The organism is Intrasporangium sp., assembly GCF_040414665.1.
Taxonomy (GTDB): domain Bacteria; phylum Actinomycetota; class Actinomycetes; order Actinomycetales; family Dermatophilaceae; genus Intrasporangium.
Genome location: NZ_JBEDUL010000004.1, coordinates 1 through 21,058, shown reverse-complemented (window position 1 = coordinate 21,058; position 21,058 = coordinate 1). Strand labels below are relative to the sequence as shown.

Sequence of the window (21,058 nt, the reverse complement as noted above, 5' to 3'; positions counted from 1 at the left end):
TCACGGGCGCGTTCATGTGCTCGGCGACCTGCAGGGCGATGTCGCGGATCTGCAGCACGTCTTCATCCCGGCCCACGTTGAAGGCCTGGTCGTGGACGACCTCACGGGGAGCATGGAGGGCGGCAAGAAAGGCGCCCGCGATGTCGGCGGCGTGCACGAGCGGGCGCCACGGTGTCCCGTCCGATTGCAGCCTGACCTCTCCGCGTGTGAATGCGGTGCCCGTCAGGTTGTTGACGACGATGTCGGCTCGCAGGCGCGGCGACGAGCCGTATGCCGTCGCATTGCGCAGGTAGGTCGGGCTGAAGGAGTCGTCGGCGAGTGCCGAAATGGCCTCCTCCGCCCGGACCTTGCTCTCCCCGTAGGGAGTCACCGGGTTGAACGGCGAGTCCTCTTCGACCGGGGCGTCACCGGCGGCACCGTAGAGCGAGCATGAGGAGGAGAAGAGGAACCGAGGAACCCCGGCGACCTTGGCGGCGCTCGCCATGATCTCGGCACCGTGAGCGTTGACCGAGTACGTCGCGTCGGGGTTCAGATGGCCGACAGGGTCGTTCGAGATGGCCGCCAGGTGCACGATCGCGTCGAAGCCCTCCAGTGACACAGGATCGACGTCCCGGACATCGCCGACGCGCTGCTCATAACCGGAAGCCTGCGGGCCGAAGTCACACCCGGCGTACCAGTTCGCGTCGAGTCCGACGACCTGATGGCCGGCAGCCCGGAACACCGGGACGAGGACCTGGCCGATGTAGCCACGATCGCCGGTGACGAGTACTCGCATCTCTTCCTCCCTGAGGCCCGTGCGCACACTCATGGTGCATCGACGATTCCTAGGCGCGTGGCGTTTTCCAGAAAGTTGGAGGGCCCGCCGCCCCGCTTGGCGTGTTCCCTCGACGGCCTTCCACCCACCCTCCGGCGAGGTGGGTCAAAACGCTGCCTGACCCTCGATCGCTCCTTATGCTGGCAAGGCAGGAGGGGCCGGGCCACCCCCGGCGAAGGGGCGCGTGTGGAGGTGCTGTGACTACTGGCGACCGCCTGCTTCCGTCGGTGAGCGGGCTGTTTCACTCCGCACGGTCCGTCGGTGGTCGGATGAGCTGGGGACTGATCGACCAGGCCCTCTCCAGCCTCAGCAACTTCGCCGTCGGCATTGTGGTCGCGCACAGCGTCGGGCTCGAGGAGTTCGGCGCGTTCACCCTGGCCTGGTTCACGTACGGCCTCATCCTCAACGTCTCGCGCGGGCTGGCGACAGATCCCCTGGTCGTCCGGTTCAGCGGGGTCCCGGTGGCGGATTGGCGCACCGCGGTCTCTCGCACGTCTGGCACGGCCGTCGTGGTCGGGGTCGTCATGGGGCTGGCCTGCCTGCTTCTGGGAATCGTCGTGCCCGGCCCGGTCGGAGACGCCCTGGCCGGGCTCGGTCTCGTGCTGCCGCTGCTCGTACTGCAGGACAGTTGGCGGTTCGCCTTCTTCGCCGCGGGCCAGGGCCGCAAGGCCTGCGTCAACGACCTCGTGTGGGGTCTTGCGCTCGTGCCGACGATGGCCGTGGCGGTGCAACGCGAGAGCCTCTTCGGCATCGTGCTCGCCTGGGGTTTGGCTGGTGGTGTGGCGGCGCTGTTCGGCTTCCGGCAGGCCCGTGTCGTGCCGTCCTTCCGGGGCGCACGAATCTGGTTCCGAGAGCAGCGGGACCTGGGAGTGCGCTACATGGTCGAGAACGTCATACAGAGTGGGGGCACGCAGCTGCGCATGTACGCCCTCGGCGTCATCGCCGGTCTTGCCGAGGTGGCTGCCCTGCGCGGCGCGCAGCTGCTCCTCGGGCCGCTGCTCACCGTGCTCATGGGCATCGGGACGGTCGCCGTTCCGGAGGCGGTGCGGTGGTTGCGCCGCTCACGGCGGCATCTCCTCCGCTTCTCCCTCGCGCTGGGATCGGTGGAAGCGGTTGCGGCGCTGATGTGGGCTCTGGCCCTGTGGATCTTTCTGCCACGGGGTGTTGGCGAAGTCGTTCTCGGGCAGGTCTGGGAACCCTCGTCAGTCCTCATCCTCCCGCTCTGCCTCAGTGTCATCGTCAGCACCTTCTGCACGGGCGCAACGACCGGCCTACGGGCCTTGGGTACCGCACGCCGCAGTCTTCGGTCGCAAGTGGTTGAGAGCACCTTGTTCGTCCTCGCCACCATCATCGGGGCGACCGTCGCGGGAGCACTCGGAGCCACCTGGGCCAGTCTGGGCGCAGCCGTCGTCTCCGGCATCTTCTGGTGGGCTCAGTTCCGTCGTGCGATGCACGGTACCGAAGGCAACGGCCCCGTCCCGGGCATGGAGGACGCGGGGTCGATCAGGGCGCGGTGAGCTACGGCGGCGACCCTCAACGGCGGCTGGGAGTCGGAGTCGGAGTCGGAGGCGTATCGGGGCGGAAGAGGCTGCCTGAATCTTGACCGAATGGCCCGAGGCAGCTCCCCGAGCTGCGTTGCGCCCCCGAGGTGCAAGGGATGTGGTCGGTGAGCGGGGCTGTCCACTGCGCCCAGGTCACCGGGTTCTCCGGGTTGCCCTGGTTCCAGGCGTAGAACGTCGATGGTCCGTTGTAGACGTTTCCAGCCCACCGGTTGTTCTGGAAGAACGTGATCTGAGTGGGTACGTCTGCCCCTTCGGCGTTTTCATTGGGCCCGCCGTACTGGCTGAAGATCCCGTTGGCGCCACACGCGCGCCACGCCTTCTGGGTGCACCCGAAGATGTTCGCGGGGTTGAAGTCGATCCTGTTCCCAGAGATGGTCACGTTCTGCGTCGCCCACATGCACCCGTCCCAGTAGTTCTGTGGCGGTGAGCCCGTGACCTCACCAACGTACGTGCTGCGGTCGAGGGTGGCGTCCGGGAGGTTCGCCGCGCAGCCCTTCATGCTGAACGGCCCCTGTGCGCCACCTCGCGTCAGGGTGCAGACGCCGTCGAACCCGTCGTTGCAGTAGCGGTCGGAGTTCTGCCATAGGAAGATCCCGCCGCCGTTGTCAACCAGGGTGTTGCCCTCGATGACGGACCCCTTGGGATAGCTGGGCATGCCGGAGGCGATGCACGACGGCATCGAGCACGCCGGAACGCCACCGTTCTTCGTGTCACTTCCCGACTCCGAGACATAGATGGCCGGCATGGGGAAGTCCGGGTTGTCCGGTCCGTCGATGAGGTTGTTGCGCGCGAGGTAGTTGTCCGTGATTGAGAAGTTGTAGGAGATCTCCTCCCAGATCCCACCATTCTCGTTGTCGGTGATGGTGTTCCGCGTCCACGTCGTGTTGGCGTTGTTCGTGTCCGCCCAGCCACCCACCCCCCAGTTGTGGTGAATCCAGTTGCCACGGATCATGACCCCGTTGGTGGCCCAGAGCTTGAAGCCGCCCTGGTTGCCGCTGCCCTCGACGCCCCCGCAGTGGGGGTTCCTGTACCGCTCCGGAACCGGGTTGTGGTCGCGCCAGCCCAGCGCCTCGTTCTGGAGGAGGCCGGTGAGCCCGCATGTGTCGTTGTAACTGATCTCGTTGTCCTCAACCCTGACGTTGTAAGGGCCGCCGGTGAGTGAGTCGCCCCGGATCGTCTCGGAGGCCTGGAAGCCGTACTGGCCGTTCATGGTCAGGCAGTTGTCACGGAGGACCGCGTCGGTCGCGGCGAACATCCCACCACCGGGGACATTGAGAGTCACTGTGCTGTTGAGGAGCCGCCACCCGCCCGCCCCGGTCTGGTTGATGGCCGTCTGGTCGACGTAGGGCGTGAACTTCTGGATGGTGAGGTACTGGATGGTCACGTTCGTCTGTTCACCGGTCGTGATGTTGCTGTCGATGGCGGTGAACCGGCGGTACTGACCGTCGAGGACACTGCCCTGGCCGTTGGCGTATCCACCGACGAAGACGTCGCCCGAGTTCGCGCTGAAGCTGCCCACGTGCAGTCCGGGGGCGAGGTAGTAGACGGTGTCCGGCTCCAGCTGCCAATTCTCGTAGTCAGCGGTCTCCGGAGGCAGGACCCGACCGGCCTTTGCGTGGGGAAAGTCGGAGTCGGGCTCGCCGAAGGTCGGCAGCCCTGGGGTGCCGGATCGGTAGGGACCCGCGGCTCCGGTGTAGTCGTACGGCGAGCGCAGGATGGCGGTGCCGCACACCGCTCGGCCGACGGGGCCCGCCGTGGTGGCACCGGCTCGGGAAACTGTCTGGCTGTCGACGGGTGTGGTCGTCGGGCTGGCCGTGGACGCAGCGACGCGAGGTGTCGGGCGGTCCAGTCCGTCCCTGGCTCGCACCAGGTTGACGACAACGGCGGCGAGCAGAAGTGCCAGAAGTGCTCCGAGGGACAGCAGAACGGTGGCGCGGCGGCTCATGGCAGACACCCCACCTCGGGAGGGCCGACCGTGCGAGGCCAGCGCCATGGCGTCACCCGTCGAACCCGAATCGCCGTGCGAGGTAGTCGGTCAATGCCTGGGCGCTCGCCGCCGGGGAGATCGAGTCGGCTCGCTGCGCGCCGAGCGCGGAGTACCGCGCTCGCACCTCCCCGTTCAGCATGGTGCACATCGCCTCCGCCAGCCCGTCCACGTCCCCCCGGGGGACGAGAGGACCATAGGTGCCGTTGTCCGTCACGAAGCGAGGGCCCCCGCCTTGCGAGTCAGCGGCGATCACCGGGCATCCGACGCTCATCGCCTCGGTGAGGACCTGCGCGAAGCCATCTTCGTCGGAGGGATGCACGAGGGCCCACGAGCGGGCGACGTACTGGAGCGGGTCATCGATCCAGCCCAAAGTTGCCGCGACGTCACTCAGCCCGAGGTGCCGGATCTGCTCGTCCGCGGGCCGCCGACCCGGCCCCTCGCCAAGGATGAGCAGCCGGACGTCGTGGCTCGCCCGGACGCGCGAGAAGGCGTCGACCAACAGGTCCACGCGTTTGAAGGGAAGCAGGTTCGTCACATTCACGAATACCGGCGGCTGACCCTCACACAGCCAGGGATGGGGCGGGGGCCCAAGAGGTGCCGTGTGCCTCGGGATCGGATTGGGCACCAGAGCTCCCGAAGAAGGGTCCAGGCCACACCACTCGATGGTGTTGGCCAGCACGGTCGGGGAGGGAGCGATGAGTCCGTCGGCGAACCGGTAGGTGGCCTTCGCGACCCACTTGTTGTCACGCCGGTTGCTCGCATGGGTGAGCTCGGGCAGGTGGTCCTGCACGAGGACCAGCTTTCCCTGCCACCGCGCTGCTGGGGTGCGGGCAATCCACGCAGCGGCGAGGCCCACGAAGTTCGCGTGAACCTGACGGGTGATCAGCACATCTGGGCGCTCGGTGCGCAGGTAGCGAACGAGAGCGGGCACCGACCTCGAGACGCGATCGACGCCCAGGCGGTGGACGCGCACTTCCTCCGGAAGCCAGGACGGCGGTGGGTCGTCGCTGTAGCAGACGAGGTCCACCTCTGTGTCGCCACCCTCGAGTAGGCCGAGCGCCAGCCGGCTCGCTGCGTTGCCGTGGGCCCGCTGGCTCGGACTGTCGACGAGGAGGCTAACCCGAGTCATCTCGCTCAGCTCCAGATATTGCGGTGGACGTTGAGGATGACCCGCGATCCGTAGGGGTCGACCGAGATCGGTAGGTCCTTCATCGGCGCGAGAGCTCTGCGCACGGACTCCTGATGCTCCACCGGGCACATGACCAGGATGAAGCCACCGCCGCCTGCGCCCGTTACCTTGGCACCCGTCGCTCCGGAGCTCATCGCGGACTCCACGGCTTCATCGAGGGCGCCATTCGACACGCCCTGTGCCAGCTGCCGCTTGGCTTCCCAGCTCTTTCCGAGAGCCTTGCCGACCACCTCTGGCCGACCGGAGCGCACCCCCGTGACAGCCTCCGCGGCGAGGTCCTTGAGCTGCTGCAGCTGGGCGAGCCGGTCCGGAATGTTCGCCCTCTGCTCCCCCAGGATGGTGTCGGCGGTGCGCGTGATCCCCGTGTAGAAGAGCATGAGCTGGTCCTGGAAGGAGCGGTGCGCAGCCGGGGACAGCCGGATCTGCTCGGCATGGACAGCGTCACCGGGGCCGAAGCTCAGGTCGCAGATCCCGCCGTAGGCAGCGACGTACTGGTCCTGTTTGCCGATGGGCTTACCGCACCTGTCAATCTCGATGGTGCAAGCTCGCTCGGCGAGCTCATGGGCCGACAACTGACATCCCTGGTAGGCGAACAGGGCCTGCAGCAGTCCAACAGTGACCGAGGACGATGATCCGAGACCCGACCCGGACGACGGGATGTCTGCGAGGGTCGTGATCTCGACACCACCTCGGACGCCCGCCATGTGCATTGCCTCGCGCACCAGGTCGTGTTCGACGTCCTCGACCTGCGACACGATCTCCTTGCGAGAGTAGTTGAGGTAGATGTCGTCGTCAAAGCGCTGCTTCACGACGACGTAGACGTACTTGTCAATGGCGGCGTTGAGGACGCGGCCACCGTGCTGTCGGTAGTAGGACGGCAGGTCGGTTCCTCCGCCGACAAGTCCGACGCGCAACGGTGTCTGGGTGATGATCACGCGATGCCTCGCATGGGCCACTCGGCCTGGGCGCGTTCCAGCGCCTCAGGAGTGCCGATGTCGATGAGGAACGCGTCTTCGACAGGCACGGCCACGGAACGGCCAACAAGCCTGGGAAGCAAGTGTGTGCCGATGTCAACCGGGCCGCCATGTGGCACGAGGTCAAGCACCGATCGTCGGAAGGCGTACATGCCGGCATTCGCCAGGTCGCTGCGCGGCGCGGCGGGCTTCTCCTCGAACGACGTCACCAGCCCCCCCTGGACCTCGAGGATGCCGCAGGCCTCCGGTCTGGGGGCGTGGAACACCGCGATAGCGGCCTGCGCCGAGGGTGCTGCCTCCAACGCGCCGACGAGGAGGCGTAGGTCGAAGTCGGTCAAGTTGTCCCCGTTGACCGCGAGGAACACGTCGTCGGAGCCGATGAACCGCCGGCCGGCGACGAGCGTGCCGGCGCTTCCGAGGAGAGTGGTTTCGTGGCTCGTGCGCACGTGCGGCCTGCCTCGGTGCACTGCAAGGTGCGCGAGAACCTGCTCGGGCAGGTGATGCAGGTTGACGAGGACCTCGTCGACTCCTGCCGCGCGGAGGTTGTCGAGCCAGAGCTCGAGAAGGGGGCGACCCCCTACCCGGACGAGGCACTTCGGCACGCTGTCGGTGAGGGGACGCAGCCGCGTGCCGAGTCCCGCCGCGAGGAGGAATGCCTTCATCCGTCCGACTCCCGTACCACGCCCAAGGACTTCATCGTTGCGTCAGCCTCGGCGAGCACGGCGTCGAGCCCCGGCATCCCCGCGAGCCAGTGGGCGTATTCGGCCACCGACTCCGCGGGGGTGCGTTGCGGTGCCCACCCCAAGCCCTCGAGCGACGAGATGTCGGAGAAGATGTGGCGGGTGTCGCCGAAGCGGTACTGGCCAGTGACCACGGCCGGCTGGTCGGATCCGTATTGGGTCCGGACGATCTCCGCGAACTGCCTCGTCGTGTAGGAAGTCCCGCCCCCGACGTTGTAGGCCGAGCCGACGGCTCGCTTGTCCTCCAGCACGAGCAGGTTGGCGTCGACGACGTCGTGGATGTTCACGTAGTCGCGCACCATCTCGCCGTCCTCGTACAGCGTGGGCGCGCTGCCCAGCAGGTAGTGCAGCGAGAAGATTCGGCAGGCGCCCGAGTAGGCGTTGTAGACGGACTGCCGAGGGCCTTGGACGATGCTGTAGCGCAGAGCTACCGTCGGGATGCCGTACCGGCGACCGAGGTTGAGCGCCACCATCTCTTCGCCGTACTTCGACATCCCGTAGGCATTCTGCGGGTTCGACACCCTTTCCGGTGTGCGCAGCATCTCGAGCGGCCCGCCGCAGACCGGACATGGGATTTCCCAGACCCCGGCGCGCAGCGCCTCCTCCGGGCGCATCCCGGGCGACTGGTCCCCGTCACGAGGGCAACGGTATAGGCCCTCCCCCATCGCGCTCTGGGACGAGGCGACCACCACGCGCTGGAGATCGAGTCCCTCGGCCACTGCGACCTCGTAGATGAGCGAGGTGCTCACGACGTTGACGTCGGTGAAGCGCGAGAAATCCGGAAGATAGTCCTGGTACGCCGCGAAGTGGTAGACCGCATCGGTGCGGCGGAGCAGGTTGGCGAGCAGGTCGCGGTTGCGCACGTCGCCGACGAACAGGTCGACGCCGGGGGTGAGGTAGTTGGGCGCGCCGTTGCGGTGCACGGGCGCGGTGAGCGCGTCGAGCACTGTCACCTGGTGCCCCTCGCGCACGAGGCGGTCGGTCGTGTGGGAGCCGATGAACCCGGCTCCACCGGTCACGAGCACCCTCATCGTCGATCTCCCTGTGCGGCGTGTACCTCGCGGTAGACCTCGAGGGTCGCTTTGGCAGTGGCGGCCCACGTGAACTGCGCTGCGCGAGGGGGGCCGAGCTCACGCAGCTTCGAGCCAGGGTGACCGCAAGCGGCCACGATCGCTGCGGCGATGGATGCCGGGTTCTCAGGGTCAGCCAGCAGGGCGGCGCCGCCGGCCGTCTCAGGCATGGCGCTGCGGTCGGATGTGACGACAGGGCATCCGCAGGCCATCGCCTCCAGGATCGGCAGGCCAAAGGTCTCGTTGTGCGACGGATACACGAACGCGGCCGCGGCGCGGTAGAACGGCAGCGTCTCATGGTGCGGGATCCCGCCCACCCACACGACGTGGTCCTCGACGCCCAACTCGGCCGCAAGGGCGTGCAGCTCGGCCGAATACGCCGTATCCGCGGCGCTGCCCACAACGACCAGCCTGTGCTCCGGGAGCTCGCGCCGCGCGATGGCGAACGCACGCAGCAGTCCGTCGCAGTTCTTGTACGCCCACAATGAGGACACGAAGAGGACGAACGGTCCCTCGATGCCGCGCTCGCGCTGGAGGCGCACCGACGCCTCCTCCGGATCACCTGGCCGGAAGACCTGGTGGTCGACCGCCTCGGGGATGAGCCGTAGCTTTGCCGGGTCGACGTTGAGATACGTCTCGACCTCTTGGCGCAAGCTCTCGGAGTTGATGATGATGGCGTCCGCCACCTTCGCGGTGTGTGGGTACCCGGTGCGCCGGTAGAGCCGCACCATGGGGTTGAGAGCTCCGGGATTCGTGAACGCATGCAGCGTCTTGAAATGGGCGACGAGGCCTGGAGTGGGCTTGACCATGGGCGCGATGAGCGTGTTGAAGACGTCAATCCCTGATCGCGGCAGGCGCAGTGGCGCGTAGGCCTGCTCGGTCAGCGTCCGCAGAGCACGCCGCTCGTTGGACCACGGAAAGGTGATGTACCGGATGTCTGGGCCGTAGCCCAAGTGCTCCTTGCGGATTCGTGGGCTGACGACCAGGTGCAGTTCCTCACCCTCCGCCAGCAGGGGCACCATCTCGCTGATGGTCTGCTTCCAGAACCAGTGCGCGCCCGACGGCTGGTCGGGATTGTCAGTGAGCAGGTTGATCGCGACGCGCATGGAGTCAGAAGACCTGCGACGAGACATCGTCGTCCGACATCATGGCCTGACGGACGTACTGGGCCAGCAGATGCATGCACGCCTGGTGTGCATCCTCGATCACTCCGTAGTTGCCCGAGTCCACGTGGATGGAGACGGTCGCGAGCTCGCGGGCAGGACCCCCCGTGAAGCCCGTGAGGGCCACGGTCTCGACGTCGTTGTCGCGGCACCACTCCAGCGCCCGGACGATGTTGGGTGAACGCCCAGACGAGGAGACGGCGACGAGCACGTCGCCTGGTCGCGCGTGCGACTGGAGTTGATAGTCGAAGACGTTCTCGTAGCCGTTGTCGTTCGCAATCGCGCTCAGGATCTCCACGTTGGTGCTGAGGCTCTGCACGCGGGTGAGGAGGCCGGTGCCGTTCCTCACTCCCTTCACGTGGTCGCACTGGAAGTGGTTGGCGATGGACGCGGAGCCGCCGTTCCCGCAGCAGAACACGGTCGCGCCCCGCTTGTACGCGCGATCGAGGATCCGCGCCGCGGAATCGAAGCGACCAGCTGGGACAGTGCCCATCGCCCGGGCAAGCTCCGACGAGTACTCGGCGGCGAAGCATCCGGCGTCGTGGTATTTGTGGAGCGGGAAGGCGGCTGCAGTGCCCGACGGGACTGAACCTGCAGCGTGTTCGGCGAGAATGAGATCCACCGCAGCCGCCAGGTCCGGGACGGTGTCGGCGTCCTGTGTGCGGTCGGCGCTGGCGGATCCAAGGCGAATGGGGCGGGCTCCTACGGCGCGGGCCAGGTCGACATCGCAGTCGCTGTCGCCCACGACCCAGGAGCAGGCGAGGTCCAGGTCCAGCGCGCCCGCGGCGGCCAGGGCCATGCCTGGGGCCGGCTTGCGGTCGGCGCTGGTTCGGGCGAACGCTGCGACGACGCCATCTGGGTGGTAGGGGCAGAAGAACCAGGCATCGACACGCGCGCCCAGCCTGGCCAGCTCGGCGACCATGTGCTTGTGGACGAGCTCGACGTCCTCCAGCTCGTACATGCCGCGCGCGACACCCGCCTGGTTGGTCACGACGGCGACCGGAAGGCCGGCGGCGTTGAGTCGGGCGATGGCCTCGATCGCCCCGTCGATGAACTCAACGTCCTCGACGGCGCCCACATAGCCACTGTCGACGATGATGGTGCCGTCGCGGTCGAGCAGGACGCCCCGGCGCATCATCGCACCAGGCCCTTCGCTCGCGTCACGGCCCATCCGGCGCGGTCTGACCCCTGATGCGCCTGTCCCCGGGCTGTCCACGACCACCCGTGATCACTCATGTTCTGCACCACGACATGCCCTCCCTCATCGCGGCCTCCCCGGGTGACACGGACCTCCGCCCACCCGCAGGATGTCACCGCCATGCTAAGTAGTTGGGGTTACTCGAGTGGTCGGTTCCGCCAAATTGACTTGGGCGCGAGGGAACCGGCGAGCCCTTGCCTCAGGAGGTCGTTAGCCTCGCCTGCGGCAACGGGCCGATGAGATCAGGTCGTCCACAGTGGAGAGCCGATCGACGAGGGCTTGCCGCTCGTCGGACGCCACGTCGAGCAGTTGGGGCGAGAGCCGGTCCCCCTCGGCGAGGAGCCCATCCAGAGACCGATCCAGGTCATCGACGTTCAGGGAGCGGATCTCGTGGCTGAAACGGCTCACCCCGAAGCGCTCCATGAGCACCCGGTGCTTCGCTCCGTAGCCCACGGCGATCGTCGGTACTCCACACATCAATGCGCACAGGACGTTGTGGAATCGGGACGCGACGACGGCGTCGAGTTCCACGACCTGTGACATGTACTCGCCAAGGGTGGACACCGGGTCGAACACGATCGCGTCCACATCGAGCCACGGGCGCCCGGTGAGCACGGCTTCGCGCAGGTCCATGGCTATCGGTACGTCGATGTCGTCGCCTACCAGGAGCCGGACGCGTCTCCCTGCGTCGACGATCCGGCCGACAAAGTCCTCGAGGGCGGCGCGATAGCGCACGTTGATCGCGTCGGCGCCAGCCCGTTCGGACTCGGCCCCGTACCACGCGATGACGCCGACACCGACGGTGCCTGAGGTCCGGCCCGGACGCGGTGGAGTCGGGAGGGCGAACGCCAGGTCAGGAAGCACGACGTCGTGGGAGGTGTCGACGCCCATCTCGGATGCTGCTGTGCGCGATTGATCGTCACGAAAGGACCGGTGGCTCGCCAGCCGAAGTGCCCGGCCGAGCAGGACGCGGGTGAGCTGGTCCGGGGGGTTGCTGGCGCCCACGCTGACGACGGCCATGCTGGTGCCGAACACCCGCGCCGACACCGCCAGGGCGAACAGCGACCAGGGCGTCTGCCATGGGCGCACTTGCATCGTGGACTCGAACGTGCCCATCCCCGGGACGATGGCCACGGAATGCCGACGCGTCCAGCGGGCGATTCGCCACGCGTCGATACCGACGCCCACGCCGACGCGCAGCGCGGTGAGGCCCCGATCGAGGAGTCGAGAGCCGGACTTCGATCCCCCGCGGTCCCAGCTCAGGTCGACAGCGGGGATGCCGTAGCGCTCCTCCACGACAGTCGGGCCTGCCGCCATGCAGTCGACGGGAACGGCAGGATGATGACTTCGGAGGTGAGCGAGCAACGCCTCGAGGGAACCGTCATTGCCGTAGTTCCCCGCCCCGAGCTTGCCGAACATGCCCACCCGCTGCGTGGGCACGGGCTCGTGCCCAGCGGTCACCGGGCGCCCTGCTGACCGGCGACAACCTCCCGCACGTCGACGACGGGGTTGTCGAGCACCACGTCGGGACTGCCGAACTCGTCACGGTGGGCGCCACGAAGACGGCGGGTCACCCGGCTGCCCATCCAGCGAGCGGTCACGGCGTAGCAGGCTCGTCGGTCGGCCGAGGTGATCGGGCTGCGGTGAATGAGCGCCAACCTCTCCCAGCCGTACTCCGCAACGAGGCGAGCGGTGGGATGTCGCAACCGGTTGGAGCGCTTCGGGTCGAGGTTGGCACACCACGAGCGCACGGAAGGATTGGCCTTGAACGCCCTGCCCGAGTGGTGGCGCCGGAAATAGAGCCAGTCGGGGACGATCGCGAACGGCCCCATTAGAGCCAGCTCCGACATGAAGGTCTGGTCGGCGTGGTAGTAGCTGTCGTGAGGACGCACTCGCCTCAGCACGTCGGAGCGCATGACCCCGTAGAAGTCGTCCGCGGCCACCGCCCCCGGCATCGCATCGCCTCCGAAGAGCAAGCTCTCGAGCCGCCGTGCGGGACGGGGGTCGTCCGTGGCCAGCGGGTACTGGAGCGCCTGGATGAGGTTGTTGTCCTCGTCGATCGCCGCAGTCAGCGAGTGTGCGAGCACGACCTCGGGCCGGTCTTCGAGCACCTGCACACAGCGTTCGAGCAGATCGCGCGCGTAGAGGTCGTCACCCGAAGCCCACTTGAACAGCGGCGCTCGCGCGTGGTGGAAGACATCGGTGTGGTTGGGGGCGGCGCCGACATTGACTGGTTGGCGGATGAAGCTCACGCGCTCGTCCTCGCGCTCGTAGCGCCTGCAGATGTCGTCGGTCGAATCGGTCGATGCGTTGCTAAGCAGAATCAGCTCGAAGTCGCCGAAGGTCTGGCCCAGAAGAGCATCGACCGACTGTTCCAGGTAGTCCTCACCGTTGTACACCGGCAGCCCGATGCTCAGGGGCGGTGTGGCACTCATGGTCCCTCCTACGCCTTGGCCCTTGTGCGTGGATCTGTGGACCCAGACTAGGTGCGCGCCCGTGGCCGCAGCGGGGGAATCGGACATCCCACGAACGCTGCCGAGAACACACCGATGGGAAATATGAGGGGGAGAACACGGCTGGGCTCCGACGACGCTCCTCCTGGCGACCGCGTCAGGGCGATTCCGGGGACAACGGGGTGGTCGAGGTGTTTCATAGGAATGCGGGGCACAGCCCCAGAGGACGGTACGAGTGCGCACCGTCCATGCTTCGACTCCGGGGGACGGGGCTGCCGAGGGGAGAGGACCGAGCACGCTCGGTCATCGACGTTAGAGCGGGGAAGCCATGACGGAGATGCTCGTTGCGGGTCGGTACAGGTCGCTGAGACGACCCTTGGCGGCGCTCGTGGCCGCGGTGATGCTCGTCAGTCTGGGCATCGGAATGGCCGCCTCCCCGTCCCAGGCGGCAGACGAGAAGGTGGTCGTGTCGTTCACGTTCGACGACGCCAGGGTCAGCCAGTACCCCATGCTTCCCATCTTCGCTGCCCACGGTGCGAAGGCAACCTTCTACGTCAACACCGGGCTGATGGGCACCAACGGGGTCATGACGTGGGCCCAGCTCCGCGACATCTATGGTGCCGGGCACGAGATCGCTGGCCACACCGCCCACCACACGCCTCTGACCGACGTGGACGAGGCAACCGCGCGAGCCGAGATCCAGGCGGACATCACGACGCTTCAGGCACAGGGGTTCCCGCGCCCAGTCTCGTTCGCGTATCCCGTTGGCTACTACGGTCCCGCGGAGGAAGACATGGTCGAGCAGGCGGGCTACGCATCCGCCCGCACCATCGACACCGATAGGCGCGAAACGGCGCCCCCGGCCAACCCATACGCCCTGCGCATTCAACGGGACAGCCTCGACGGCTCGGAGGGCTTGCAGGCGCTCAAGAATGACGTGCTGGCCGCTGAAGCCTCCTCGGGCAAGACCTGGATCGTCTACCTCATGCACGAGTTCTATTCACCGATCGACGAGGAGATCGACGACTTCCTCACCTGGCTTGGGCCACGTGCGGCGTCCGGCACCGTGGTGAAGACCGTCCGAGACGTGATGGTCCCCGCCGGCAACCAGCCGCCGGTGGCGGATGCTGGTCCGGCACAGACGGTGACCCTAGGTTCGAGCGTGACCCTGGACGGCTCGGGCAGCCGTGACCCCAACGGAGACTCGCTGACCTACCAGTGGACCCAGACGGGCGGCGCGCCAGTGAGCCTGTCGAGCGTGACTGCGGCAAGGCCGACGTTCACCGCGCCGTCCGCGGCCTCAACGCTGACCTTCCGCCTCAATGTCGGCGACGGCGAGTTCACCTCGAGTGACACCGTCACCATCACTGCGGCTGCGGAGCCCGCAGCCGGGACACCCACCTACCGTTCCAGCTCGACCACGGGGAACGATGCCTGGTCCACGGCGGCGACGCTGCCGGTCCCTGCTGGCGCCACGACCGGCGACGTCGTCGTCGCCACCGTGGCGACGTGGGGCAATCCGGCTCCTGCCGTCACTGCTCCAGCCGGATTCACCCTCAAGGCCAGCTACACCGCCGGGGACGACACGGTCCGGGTCTACTGGAAGCGACTCACGGCTCCCGACACCGGCACGTATCGGTTCTCCTGGAGCGGCGGGCGGTGGTCCTCGGCCCATGCCCTGGCGGTCTCCGGGGCGGCCACCATCGGTGACCCTGTTGAGGCCATCAACCACGCTGGCGGATCGGGCACCACGTTCGCTAACACGACCGTCTCAACGCTCAGCACTCCGCTGCTGGCGTGGATCGGGCGCAACGACGAACCCGCCTCGGGGCACACGCCGCCGTCGGGTTTCACTGAGGTCCAGGACCGCGACTGCAGCACCGTGGCCTACCGCCAGCCGGCATCGGCTGGCACACAGGTTGCCAGCGGAGGCGCCTACTCCGGCTCGGCGGGGCCACTCCACTCCGTCCTGGTCGCCATCAAGGGCGGCACGTCAACGCCACCGCCGACGAACCGGGCCCCGGTCGCCGAGGCGGGTCCGGCGCAGAACGTCTCGACCGGGTCCACCGTGACGCTGGACGGATCCGGCAGCACCGACCCGGACGGCGACCCGCTGACCTACGCCTGGGCGCAGACGGCCGGGCCGGCGGTGACCCTGTCCAGCGCCTCCGCGGTCAGGCCGACGTTCACCGCGCCGGCCACGGCCTCCACGCTGACCTTCGCATTGACCGTCGGTGACGGACAGGCCACGGCCACCGACTCGGTCACCGTGACCGTCACGGCACCACCGCCGACGAATGCGCCAACCTACCGCTCGAGCTCTTCCACAGGAAACGACGCCTTCGCCAGTTCTGCCAACGTTCCCGTCCCGGCCGGTGCGACCACCGGTGACATCGTCATCGCCGCCGTGGCGACGTGGGGCGGTAGCGCTCCGGCCGCCACGGCGCCCGCCGGCTTCACCCTCCAGGCGACGTACACGGGCGCCAATAACGGCGGAGCCGACACCGTGAGGGTCTACTGGAAGCGGCTCACAGCGCCCGACACCGGCACCTACGCCTTCACGTGGAGTGGTGGCCGCTGGTCCTCAGGCCACGCGATCGCGGTTTCCGGGGCTTCCGCGAGCGGCAATCCGATCGAGGCCATCAACCGGGCGGGTAGCACCTCCTCCAATGCCTTCCCGAGCACCACGGTGACCACGACCGCAACCCCCCTGCTGGCGTGGATCGGCCGCAACGACGAACCCACGTCGCAGCACACTCCTCCCACGGGGTTCACTGAGGTGCAGGACAAGGACTGCACCACGCTCGCCGTCCGCAGTCCCGGCGCACCGGGGACGTATACAGCGACCGGGGCCACCTACACGGGCACAGCCAGCCCTCTCCAGGCCGTCCTCGTCGCGATCAGGTAGCGGATCCAAAGTCGGCTCGCCGTCTTTGACCCCCAGGGCCTCGAGAACCCTGGGGGTCAGGAGCCACCCCCCTTCGAGGGACTGTCTGGACGGCAACGGTGCCCCTCGAGGCGCCCGACTCTCATGAGCGAGCTGACGGTCCCGCAGCCGTCCCTTGGCGGTGTTCCTATCGCCGCGTTCGGGGCGCGATCACCGGCTCGGCTGCGTCGGGCGAGAGGCGAGGAGAGACGCAGCGACGACAAGATCAAGGATGTAGGGCGAGGCGTCGCCGATCCCAGTTTCGGTGATCGAAGAGACCACGCCGTACACGACGAGGAACAGCGCGACCGCGCGGCGGGGACCCCGCACGTGCGTCGCGACCATCGCGAGGAGAAGCAGCAACATGGAGGCCTGGAGGACGATCCCGAACCAACCCTGGTCCAAGTAGCTCGCGACCCAGTTGCTGTCGATCGCGAGACCGTCGAAGGACTTGTTTGACAGGCCCGATCCGAACACGGCCTCCATCGTGGGGCGGGGTGTGGCGAACACGTCGGACCAGACTTTTGTGCGCCCGGTCAGCTGTGCCGCGTCCTCGACTGTCTGACCGCGCGAGAGCCAACTGACGATCTGGGGCGCGAAAGCCGCCGTGGCAGCGATCAGTCCCACCACCGTGGAGACCGAGACCCTCCGCACGCGGGCGTGGCCGAGGAACAGGCTGGCCGAGGCGAGCGCGACGCCAATGATGGCGCCGAGCAGCGCCGTCCGGGTGTGCGTCCCGATGAGGGCAATCGTGCTCGCGGCGACGGCGACGAGAGCGTGGCGACCGGTGATGACTCGGCACATCCACAAGATGGCCGACGTCCCGAAAAGCACGGCGGCATAGTGGGCCACCTGGGTCGGGGGGACCGGCCAGATCGTTCCAGAGAGTCGGCCATCAAAGGCGAACGCCTTGCCGGGAGCCATCGCAGCACCCACCAGGACGAGGCCGAGAATGACCCACATCGCGACCCGGTGCGCGCGGAGGAGGACGAGGTCACGACGCCCCCACCACGGGGTCAGCAGCCAGAGACACACAACGAAGGCCACCAGGCGGACACCGCGGTAGACCGACCCCACGAAGAACTGGTTGTGGAGTGAGATGGCGAGCGAGCTCAACGCCAGCGCGGTAAGCAGCGTCAGGAAGAGGTTCGGACGCACGACGAGGCGGCGGTTGGCCAGCAGGGCGAACGCCAGGGCGAGGACGAGGGACCCTTGTGCGACCAACTGGAAAAGCGGTCGCGGGATAGGGATGATCGTCGGGTTTCCTCCCGGCGCGAGGACGTTGACAAACAGCGCCAACCAGGCCGCGAGCACGAGCCGCGGTATCTTCCTGGCATCGGTGCGTAGTGGACGGCGCCGGACCGGGACGGGAGAAGGCGCGAGCGGTGCCGGAGGCGCCGTCATGACGACTGCGCCGCCGCCAACGCGTCGGGATCCTCGGCCATTGGCGGGGGCTGGCCGAGAGTCTGGTCACTGCGGTCGGCGCCCTCGAGGAGCGCGAAGGGCATCTCTAGACCGGCCTCCGCGACGAGGCCGGCGATGGTGGACAGCAGCTCGGAATTGGCTCTGCCTGCCGTGACGAGGGGGACGATCCGGTTGACCCAGGTCCGCACCACGTCGAGGTGGATGCCGGGGTCGACCTCGAGCAGAACGAGGACGAGATCCGCCTCGTCCCAGGCAACACCGAGATCGCCGAGCTCGTCGGGGTCCCGTTCGGGGTGCCGGCGGATGCGGCGAGGTCCGTGGCTCAGCGCAGGATCGCCGCCCTCCGGGCGGAACGTACGTGGCCGGGTCGCATCGGACGGATTCGAGAGACCGGGGCTGCCCGCAAGCGCGCCGTTGGAGGAGAGGTCGACCAAGAGAACCTGGACACCTCGCTCGGCCATCCGGTCTGCTGCCGCGCGAAGGACGGCCGCGGCCGTGTCGGCGCGGTCGACAGCAGCAAGGCCCAGCGTCGCTGGCGCGGACCGGCTGCCCGCACGGCGAGGGGTGTCATGATTGCCCCCTGACCGCGGGCCGTTCGTGAGCCGGGGCGGCAGGGCGGACTCCAGACCATGGATGAGCGCCTCGAGGTTCCTCTGCCGTCCACGCTCTGACCAGCGCACCGAGTTCAGGTGGGAGGCCAATGCGGGCGTGGCCCGCGATGCGGCGTGGCGCGAGTGGCGGGCAACCCAGGACATCACGGCGGCCTCGGTCCGTCGCAGCACACCACGTGGAGAGATCGCCCCGACCCCCACGCGAACGGGGACACCCAGTGCGGTCGCCACCTCGCGGCGCTGGCGCAGCCGGTCAGAGGTTAGAACCCGGAAGAGGATGATCCCGACGCTCAGGGCGCCGCCGAGCAGGGCTCCCGAGGCCGCGAAGAGCATCAGCTGACGTTTCAGCCCGACGGCTGCGGCCCGCGGCGCGTCGATGACGTGGGTGGCCAAGATCGCGGCGTTGGTCTCCAGGCTGGCCTCCTCGACGTCACTCTGGGTGACCGTGATCTGGTTCGCCATCGTGGCACGACTGGCAAGGATGTCGCTCGCGCGTACGTCATCCAACTTTGTTGCACTGGAGAGGCGGTCGTATTCCCGGGTGAGCGAGTCGACCTGGGACTTGAGGCCGGCGATCTTCTTCTCGTATCCGTCAATGAGCCCCTCCGCGACGGACCGCATCTGTTTGGCACGGAACTCGAGGAAGTGGTTCACGAGCGAGGTCGACCGGGCGACCGCTGACGCTTGGTCGGGTCCGCTCACCGTGACATACAAGATCTGGTCGTTCACTTTCGTGACCGTCACCGTCGAGAGGAGCGCCTCCGGCGACTCCTTGAGGTCGAGCTCGGCGAGGACGGCAGAGGCCACGGCGCGAGTCTGGAGCAGGGTCATGTCGGTGGTCATGGCGGACTCACCGGGGTTGGGGTGCACCATGAGCAAGGTGGTCGACGCGGTCGCCGATCTGGGCAGACCAACCACCGCGAGGACACCGAGGATCCCTCCGACGATCGTCGCGCCGACCCAGATGCGCCACGTGCGCGCCAACGCGTCCCGAATGGCCCGCCCGGTGACGAGGAGTGGTCGCGGGGTACCGGTGATCTCCGGGCTGCCATCCTCGTCGTCGATCCGCCACATCGGTCCGTTCATCGTGGACTCCGGCCTTCGATCTGACGACGTTGTTGACCGCCGGCGGCTGGGGCGCTTACCTCGCCTTCCGCTCCGGCGCGGCCCCGTGCAGTGATGAGGATCGGGCGTTGGACCGTCGAGCTGGTCCACTCGACCCCCGACAGCCGACCGGTGCTCCGGTCGAGTGGCTCTGGGTTGGCCACGAGGATTCCCTGCACGGTGAGTCCCACCCGGTCCGCGGCGACGACCGCGTCGGCGAGGTTCCGCCGGGTCGCCGAGCCCGAGCTCACCGCCAGGACTGCGGTTCCGCCGGCGACCAAATCTGGGTCGGGTTCGGGGCTGTCGCGATCAAGAACGATGAGCCGCACGGTGAGGTCGAATCGCATGCGAGAGTCGGAGACCGTAGTGACCAAGAGGGCGTCTGGCAGATCATGCCGCTCGGGGTGCTGGCTGCAGGCGGCCCACAGCGTTGTGGCGGACTCGTGGTGCTGGGCCGCGAACAGCTGGGTCGCAATCCCGTTGGATGCGGCGAAGGAGGCGATCTGCGGCCCAACCGCCAAGCCTGCGGAGTCGCCTGACACCGTGAGGACGACGAGCACGAATCCCTGCGTCTTGGGATTGTCCTTGCCCGCCTCCGGTACGAGACCATGGAGGAACTGGCGCATCGCCCACGCATCAGGGCTGTCCGGCGTGTACGAGCGTAGGAGCTCCCTCCACGCGTGTGTCGAGCGCGGCGCTCGGACCCGCATCGAGGTGACGACGGGGATGCCGACCGCATCCGCGATCTCATCACGAGAGCGCAACTTGGGGTCACGTTGGTTCGTCATGAGGGTGTAGAGGGCTACGAGCAGGGCGCACGCGGCCGCGCCCCCCAGGACGTACGTGAGCGCATCGGTCAGAAAATCCGACTGCTTGCCTGGAGAGGCCGGCTGGATAACGCTGGCGCCGGCGGCGACCTGCCCGGAGGTGAGGTCTTCGCCACCAAGCTGCTTCTTCACGGCATCGATGTCGAGAACCGTCGAGGCCTGCACCGCAGTGAGGTCGGAAAGGGCTGCGGCATCGGCTCGTCCGGCTGCGGAGGACCGCCCGCCGGCAGCGAGCCGGTCCGTGACCTTCTTGAGCTCTTTGTTCACGTTGGCCAGGCTGGACTTGAGCGTGTCCAAGCGCTCCTGCAACGCCGCCTGCTGCGTCTTCGTCAGGGCACGCTTGGTGTCCTCCAGGTAGTCAACGAGTGACTGGGCAACGGCCGACGCGAGGTCCTCCGCCTGGACGGCGGTTGGCCCGGCGGCCTTGATGCTCAGCACCGCCGCCGATGGCGCCTCAGCGGAGACCCGGTCGGTGATCTCGGCCTGGGTCAGCTCCGGCTGGACCTCCCGCGCAGCGCGCAACAGGATCTCGGCGCTCGTCGCGATGAGCACCTGCGTGTCGGCGTCGTAGCCACCGGTCTTTCCGGACCCAGCCTGAGTGGCCGTCGGAAGCAACACCACACTGGTGCTCAGGTACTTCGGCGGGAAGAGGAAGAGCAGACCCGCGCCGGCCAGGCCACCGAGCAAGGCGGCCAGGAGGATCAAACCGCGGCGACGCCGCAGGACGGCCCAGGTCGACCCGAGATCGACGACTTGTTCCGTCATAACGTCCGCCCACCGGGCTCGATGACCCCAACGCGGCGACAGGTCCTGGACATGGTGCGGCCTTTCGTCAACGGTCGTGGCCGGCAGCCACGGAACGGTTGGTCGGGACGGCCGACGCCGCCCTGGTGAAGGAGGGCAGCCGGAGGTCGGTCCGGAGGTCAAGGGTCCCGGACCACTCGCCCATCCCGACGAGGGTCGTCGTAGGAACCCGTTCCCCGAATCGGGGTGAGTGCCAACCCAGTTGGGGCTC

16 protein-coding genes are annotated in these 21,058 nt (G+C 67.8%); 2 read left to right on the top strand and 14 right to left on the bottom strand.

Features of this window, described 5'->3' with window-relative positions:
- Positions 1–775, bottom strand: a 775-nt coding sequence (locus ABF401_RS00535; RefSeq protein WP_353507569.1) for an NAD-dependent epimerase/dehydratase family protein, incomplete at its 3' end; no start/stop codon positions are given.
- Between the two features lie 308 nt (positions 776–1,083).
- On the opposite strand from ABF401_RS00535, the gene ABF401_RS00530 reads away from it, so the two are divergent.
- A complete protein-coding gene (locus tag ABF401_RS00530; RefSeq protein WP_353507568.1) occupies positions 1,084–2,331 on the top strand; it encodes an MATE family efflux transporter in 1,248 nt (415 codons plus the stop codon).
- 16 nt (positions 2,332–2,347) lie between these two features.
- Here ABF401_RS00530 and ABF401_RS00525 read toward each other — a convergent pair whose 3' ends face one another.
- From ABF401_RS00525 to ABF401_RS00485, 9 genes are all read right to left on the bottom strand, one after another.
- A complete protein-coding gene (locus ABF401_RS00525) occupies positions 2,348–4,321 on the bottom strand; it encodes a right-handed parallel beta-helix repeat-containing protein (RefSeq protein ID WP_353507567.1) in 1,974 nt (657 codons plus the stop codon).
- A gap of 52 nt (positions 4,322–4,373) precedes the next feature.
- A complete protein-coding gene (locus tag ABF401_RS00520; RefSeq protein WP_353507566.1) occupies positions 4,374–5,492 on the bottom strand; it encodes a glycosyltransferase in 1,119 nt (372 codons plus the stop codon).
- 5 nt (positions 5,493–5,497) lie between these two features.
- Positions 5,498–6,487: a GHMP family kinase ATP-binding protein gene (locus tag ABF401_RS00515; RefSeq protein ID WP_353507565.1), complete on the bottom strand. Its 990-nt coding sequence runs from the start codon at positions 6,485–6,487 to the stop codon at positions 5,498–5,500.
- Positions 6,484–7,188, bottom strand: a complete 705-nt coding sequence (locus ABF401_RS00510) for a nucleotidyltransferase family protein (RefSeq protein ID WP_353507564.1) — start codon at positions 7,186–7,188, stop codon at positions 6,484–6,486. The genes ABF401_RS00515 and ABF401_RS00510 overlap by 4 nt, the downstream gene beginning before the upstream one ends.
- A complete protein-coding gene (locus tag ABF401_RS00505) occupies positions 7,185–8,297 on the bottom strand; it encodes an NAD-dependent epimerase/dehydratase family protein (RefSeq protein WP_353507563.1) in 1,113 nt (370 codons plus the stop codon). Before ABF401_RS00505 ends, ABF401_RS00510 begins: the two co-directional genes overlap by 4 nt.
- Positions 8,294–9,442: a glycosyltransferase family 4 protein gene (locus ABF401_RS00500; RefSeq protein ID WP_353507562.1), complete on the bottom strand. Its 1,149-nt coding sequence runs from the start codon at positions 9,440–9,442 to the stop codon at positions 8,294–8,296. Before ABF401_RS00500 ends, ABF401_RS00505 begins: the two co-directional genes overlap by 4 nt.
- 4 nt (positions 9,443–9,446) lie before the next feature.
- Positions 9,447–10,634: an HAD-IIIA family hydrolase gene (locus ABF401_RS00495; protein ID WP_353507561.1), complete on the bottom strand. Its 1,188-nt coding sequence runs from the start codon at positions 10,632–10,634 to the stop codon at positions 9,447–9,449.
- Positions 10,635–10,907: 273 nt separating this feature from the next.
- Positions 10,908–12,158 carry a polysaccharide pyruvyl transferase family protein gene (locus ABF401_RS00490; protein ID WP_353507560.1) on the bottom strand — a complete coding sequence of 417 codons (1,251 nt, stop codon included), beginning with the start codon at positions 12,156–12,158 and terminating at the stop codon, positions 10,908–10,910.
- Positions 12,155–13,132 (bottom strand): glycosyltransferase family 2 protein, encoded by a 978-nt coding sequence (locus ABF401_RS00485; protein ID WP_353507558.1) that lies wholly within the window; start codon positions 13,130–13,132, stop codon positions 12,155–12,157. Before ABF401_RS00485 ends, ABF401_RS00490 begins: the two co-directional genes overlap by 4 nt.
- Positions 13,133–13,478: 346 nt before the next feature.
- Here ABF401_RS00485 and ABF401_RS00480 point away from each other — a divergent pair, with 346 nt between their 5' ends.
- Positions 13,479–16,058 (top strand): PKD domain-containing protein, encoded by a 2,580-nt coding sequence (locus ABF401_RS00480; protein WP_353507557.1) that lies wholly within the window; start codon positions 13,479–13,481, stop codon positions 16,056–16,058.
- A gap of 189 nt (positions 16,059–16,247) precedes the next feature.
- Here ABF401_RS00480 and ABF401_RS00475 read toward each other — a convergent pair whose 3' ends face one another.
- From ABF401_RS00475 to ABF401_RS00460, 4 genes are all read right to left on the bottom strand, one after another.
- The gene (locus ABF401_RS00475) at positions 16,248–17,480 is read right to left on the bottom strand and encodes a hypothetical protein (protein WP_353507556.1); all 1,233 of its coding nucleotides are present in this window, start codon (positions 17,478–17,480) and stop codon (positions 16,248–16,250) included.
- On the bottom strand, positions 17,477–19,198 hold the full coding sequence (locus ABF401_RS00470; protein ID WP_353507555.1) for a hypothetical protein: 1,722 nt from the start codon (positions 19,196–19,198) through the stop codon (positions 17,477–17,479). The genes ABF401_RS00475 and ABF401_RS00470 overlap by 4 nt, the downstream gene beginning before the upstream one ends.
- Positions 19,195–20,808, bottom strand: a complete 1,614-nt coding sequence (locus tag ABF401_RS00465; RefSeq protein ID WP_353507554.1) for a Wzz/FepE/Etk N-terminal domain-containing protein — start codon at positions 20,806–20,808, stop codon at positions 19,195–19,197. Before ABF401_RS00465 ends, ABF401_RS00470 begins: the two co-directional genes overlap by 4 nt.
- 67 nt (positions 20,809–20,875) lie before the next feature.
- Positions 20,876–21,058, bottom strand: a 183-nt coding sequence (locus ABF401_RS00460; protein ID WP_353507553.1) for a hypothetical protein, incomplete at its 5' end; no start/stop codon positions are given.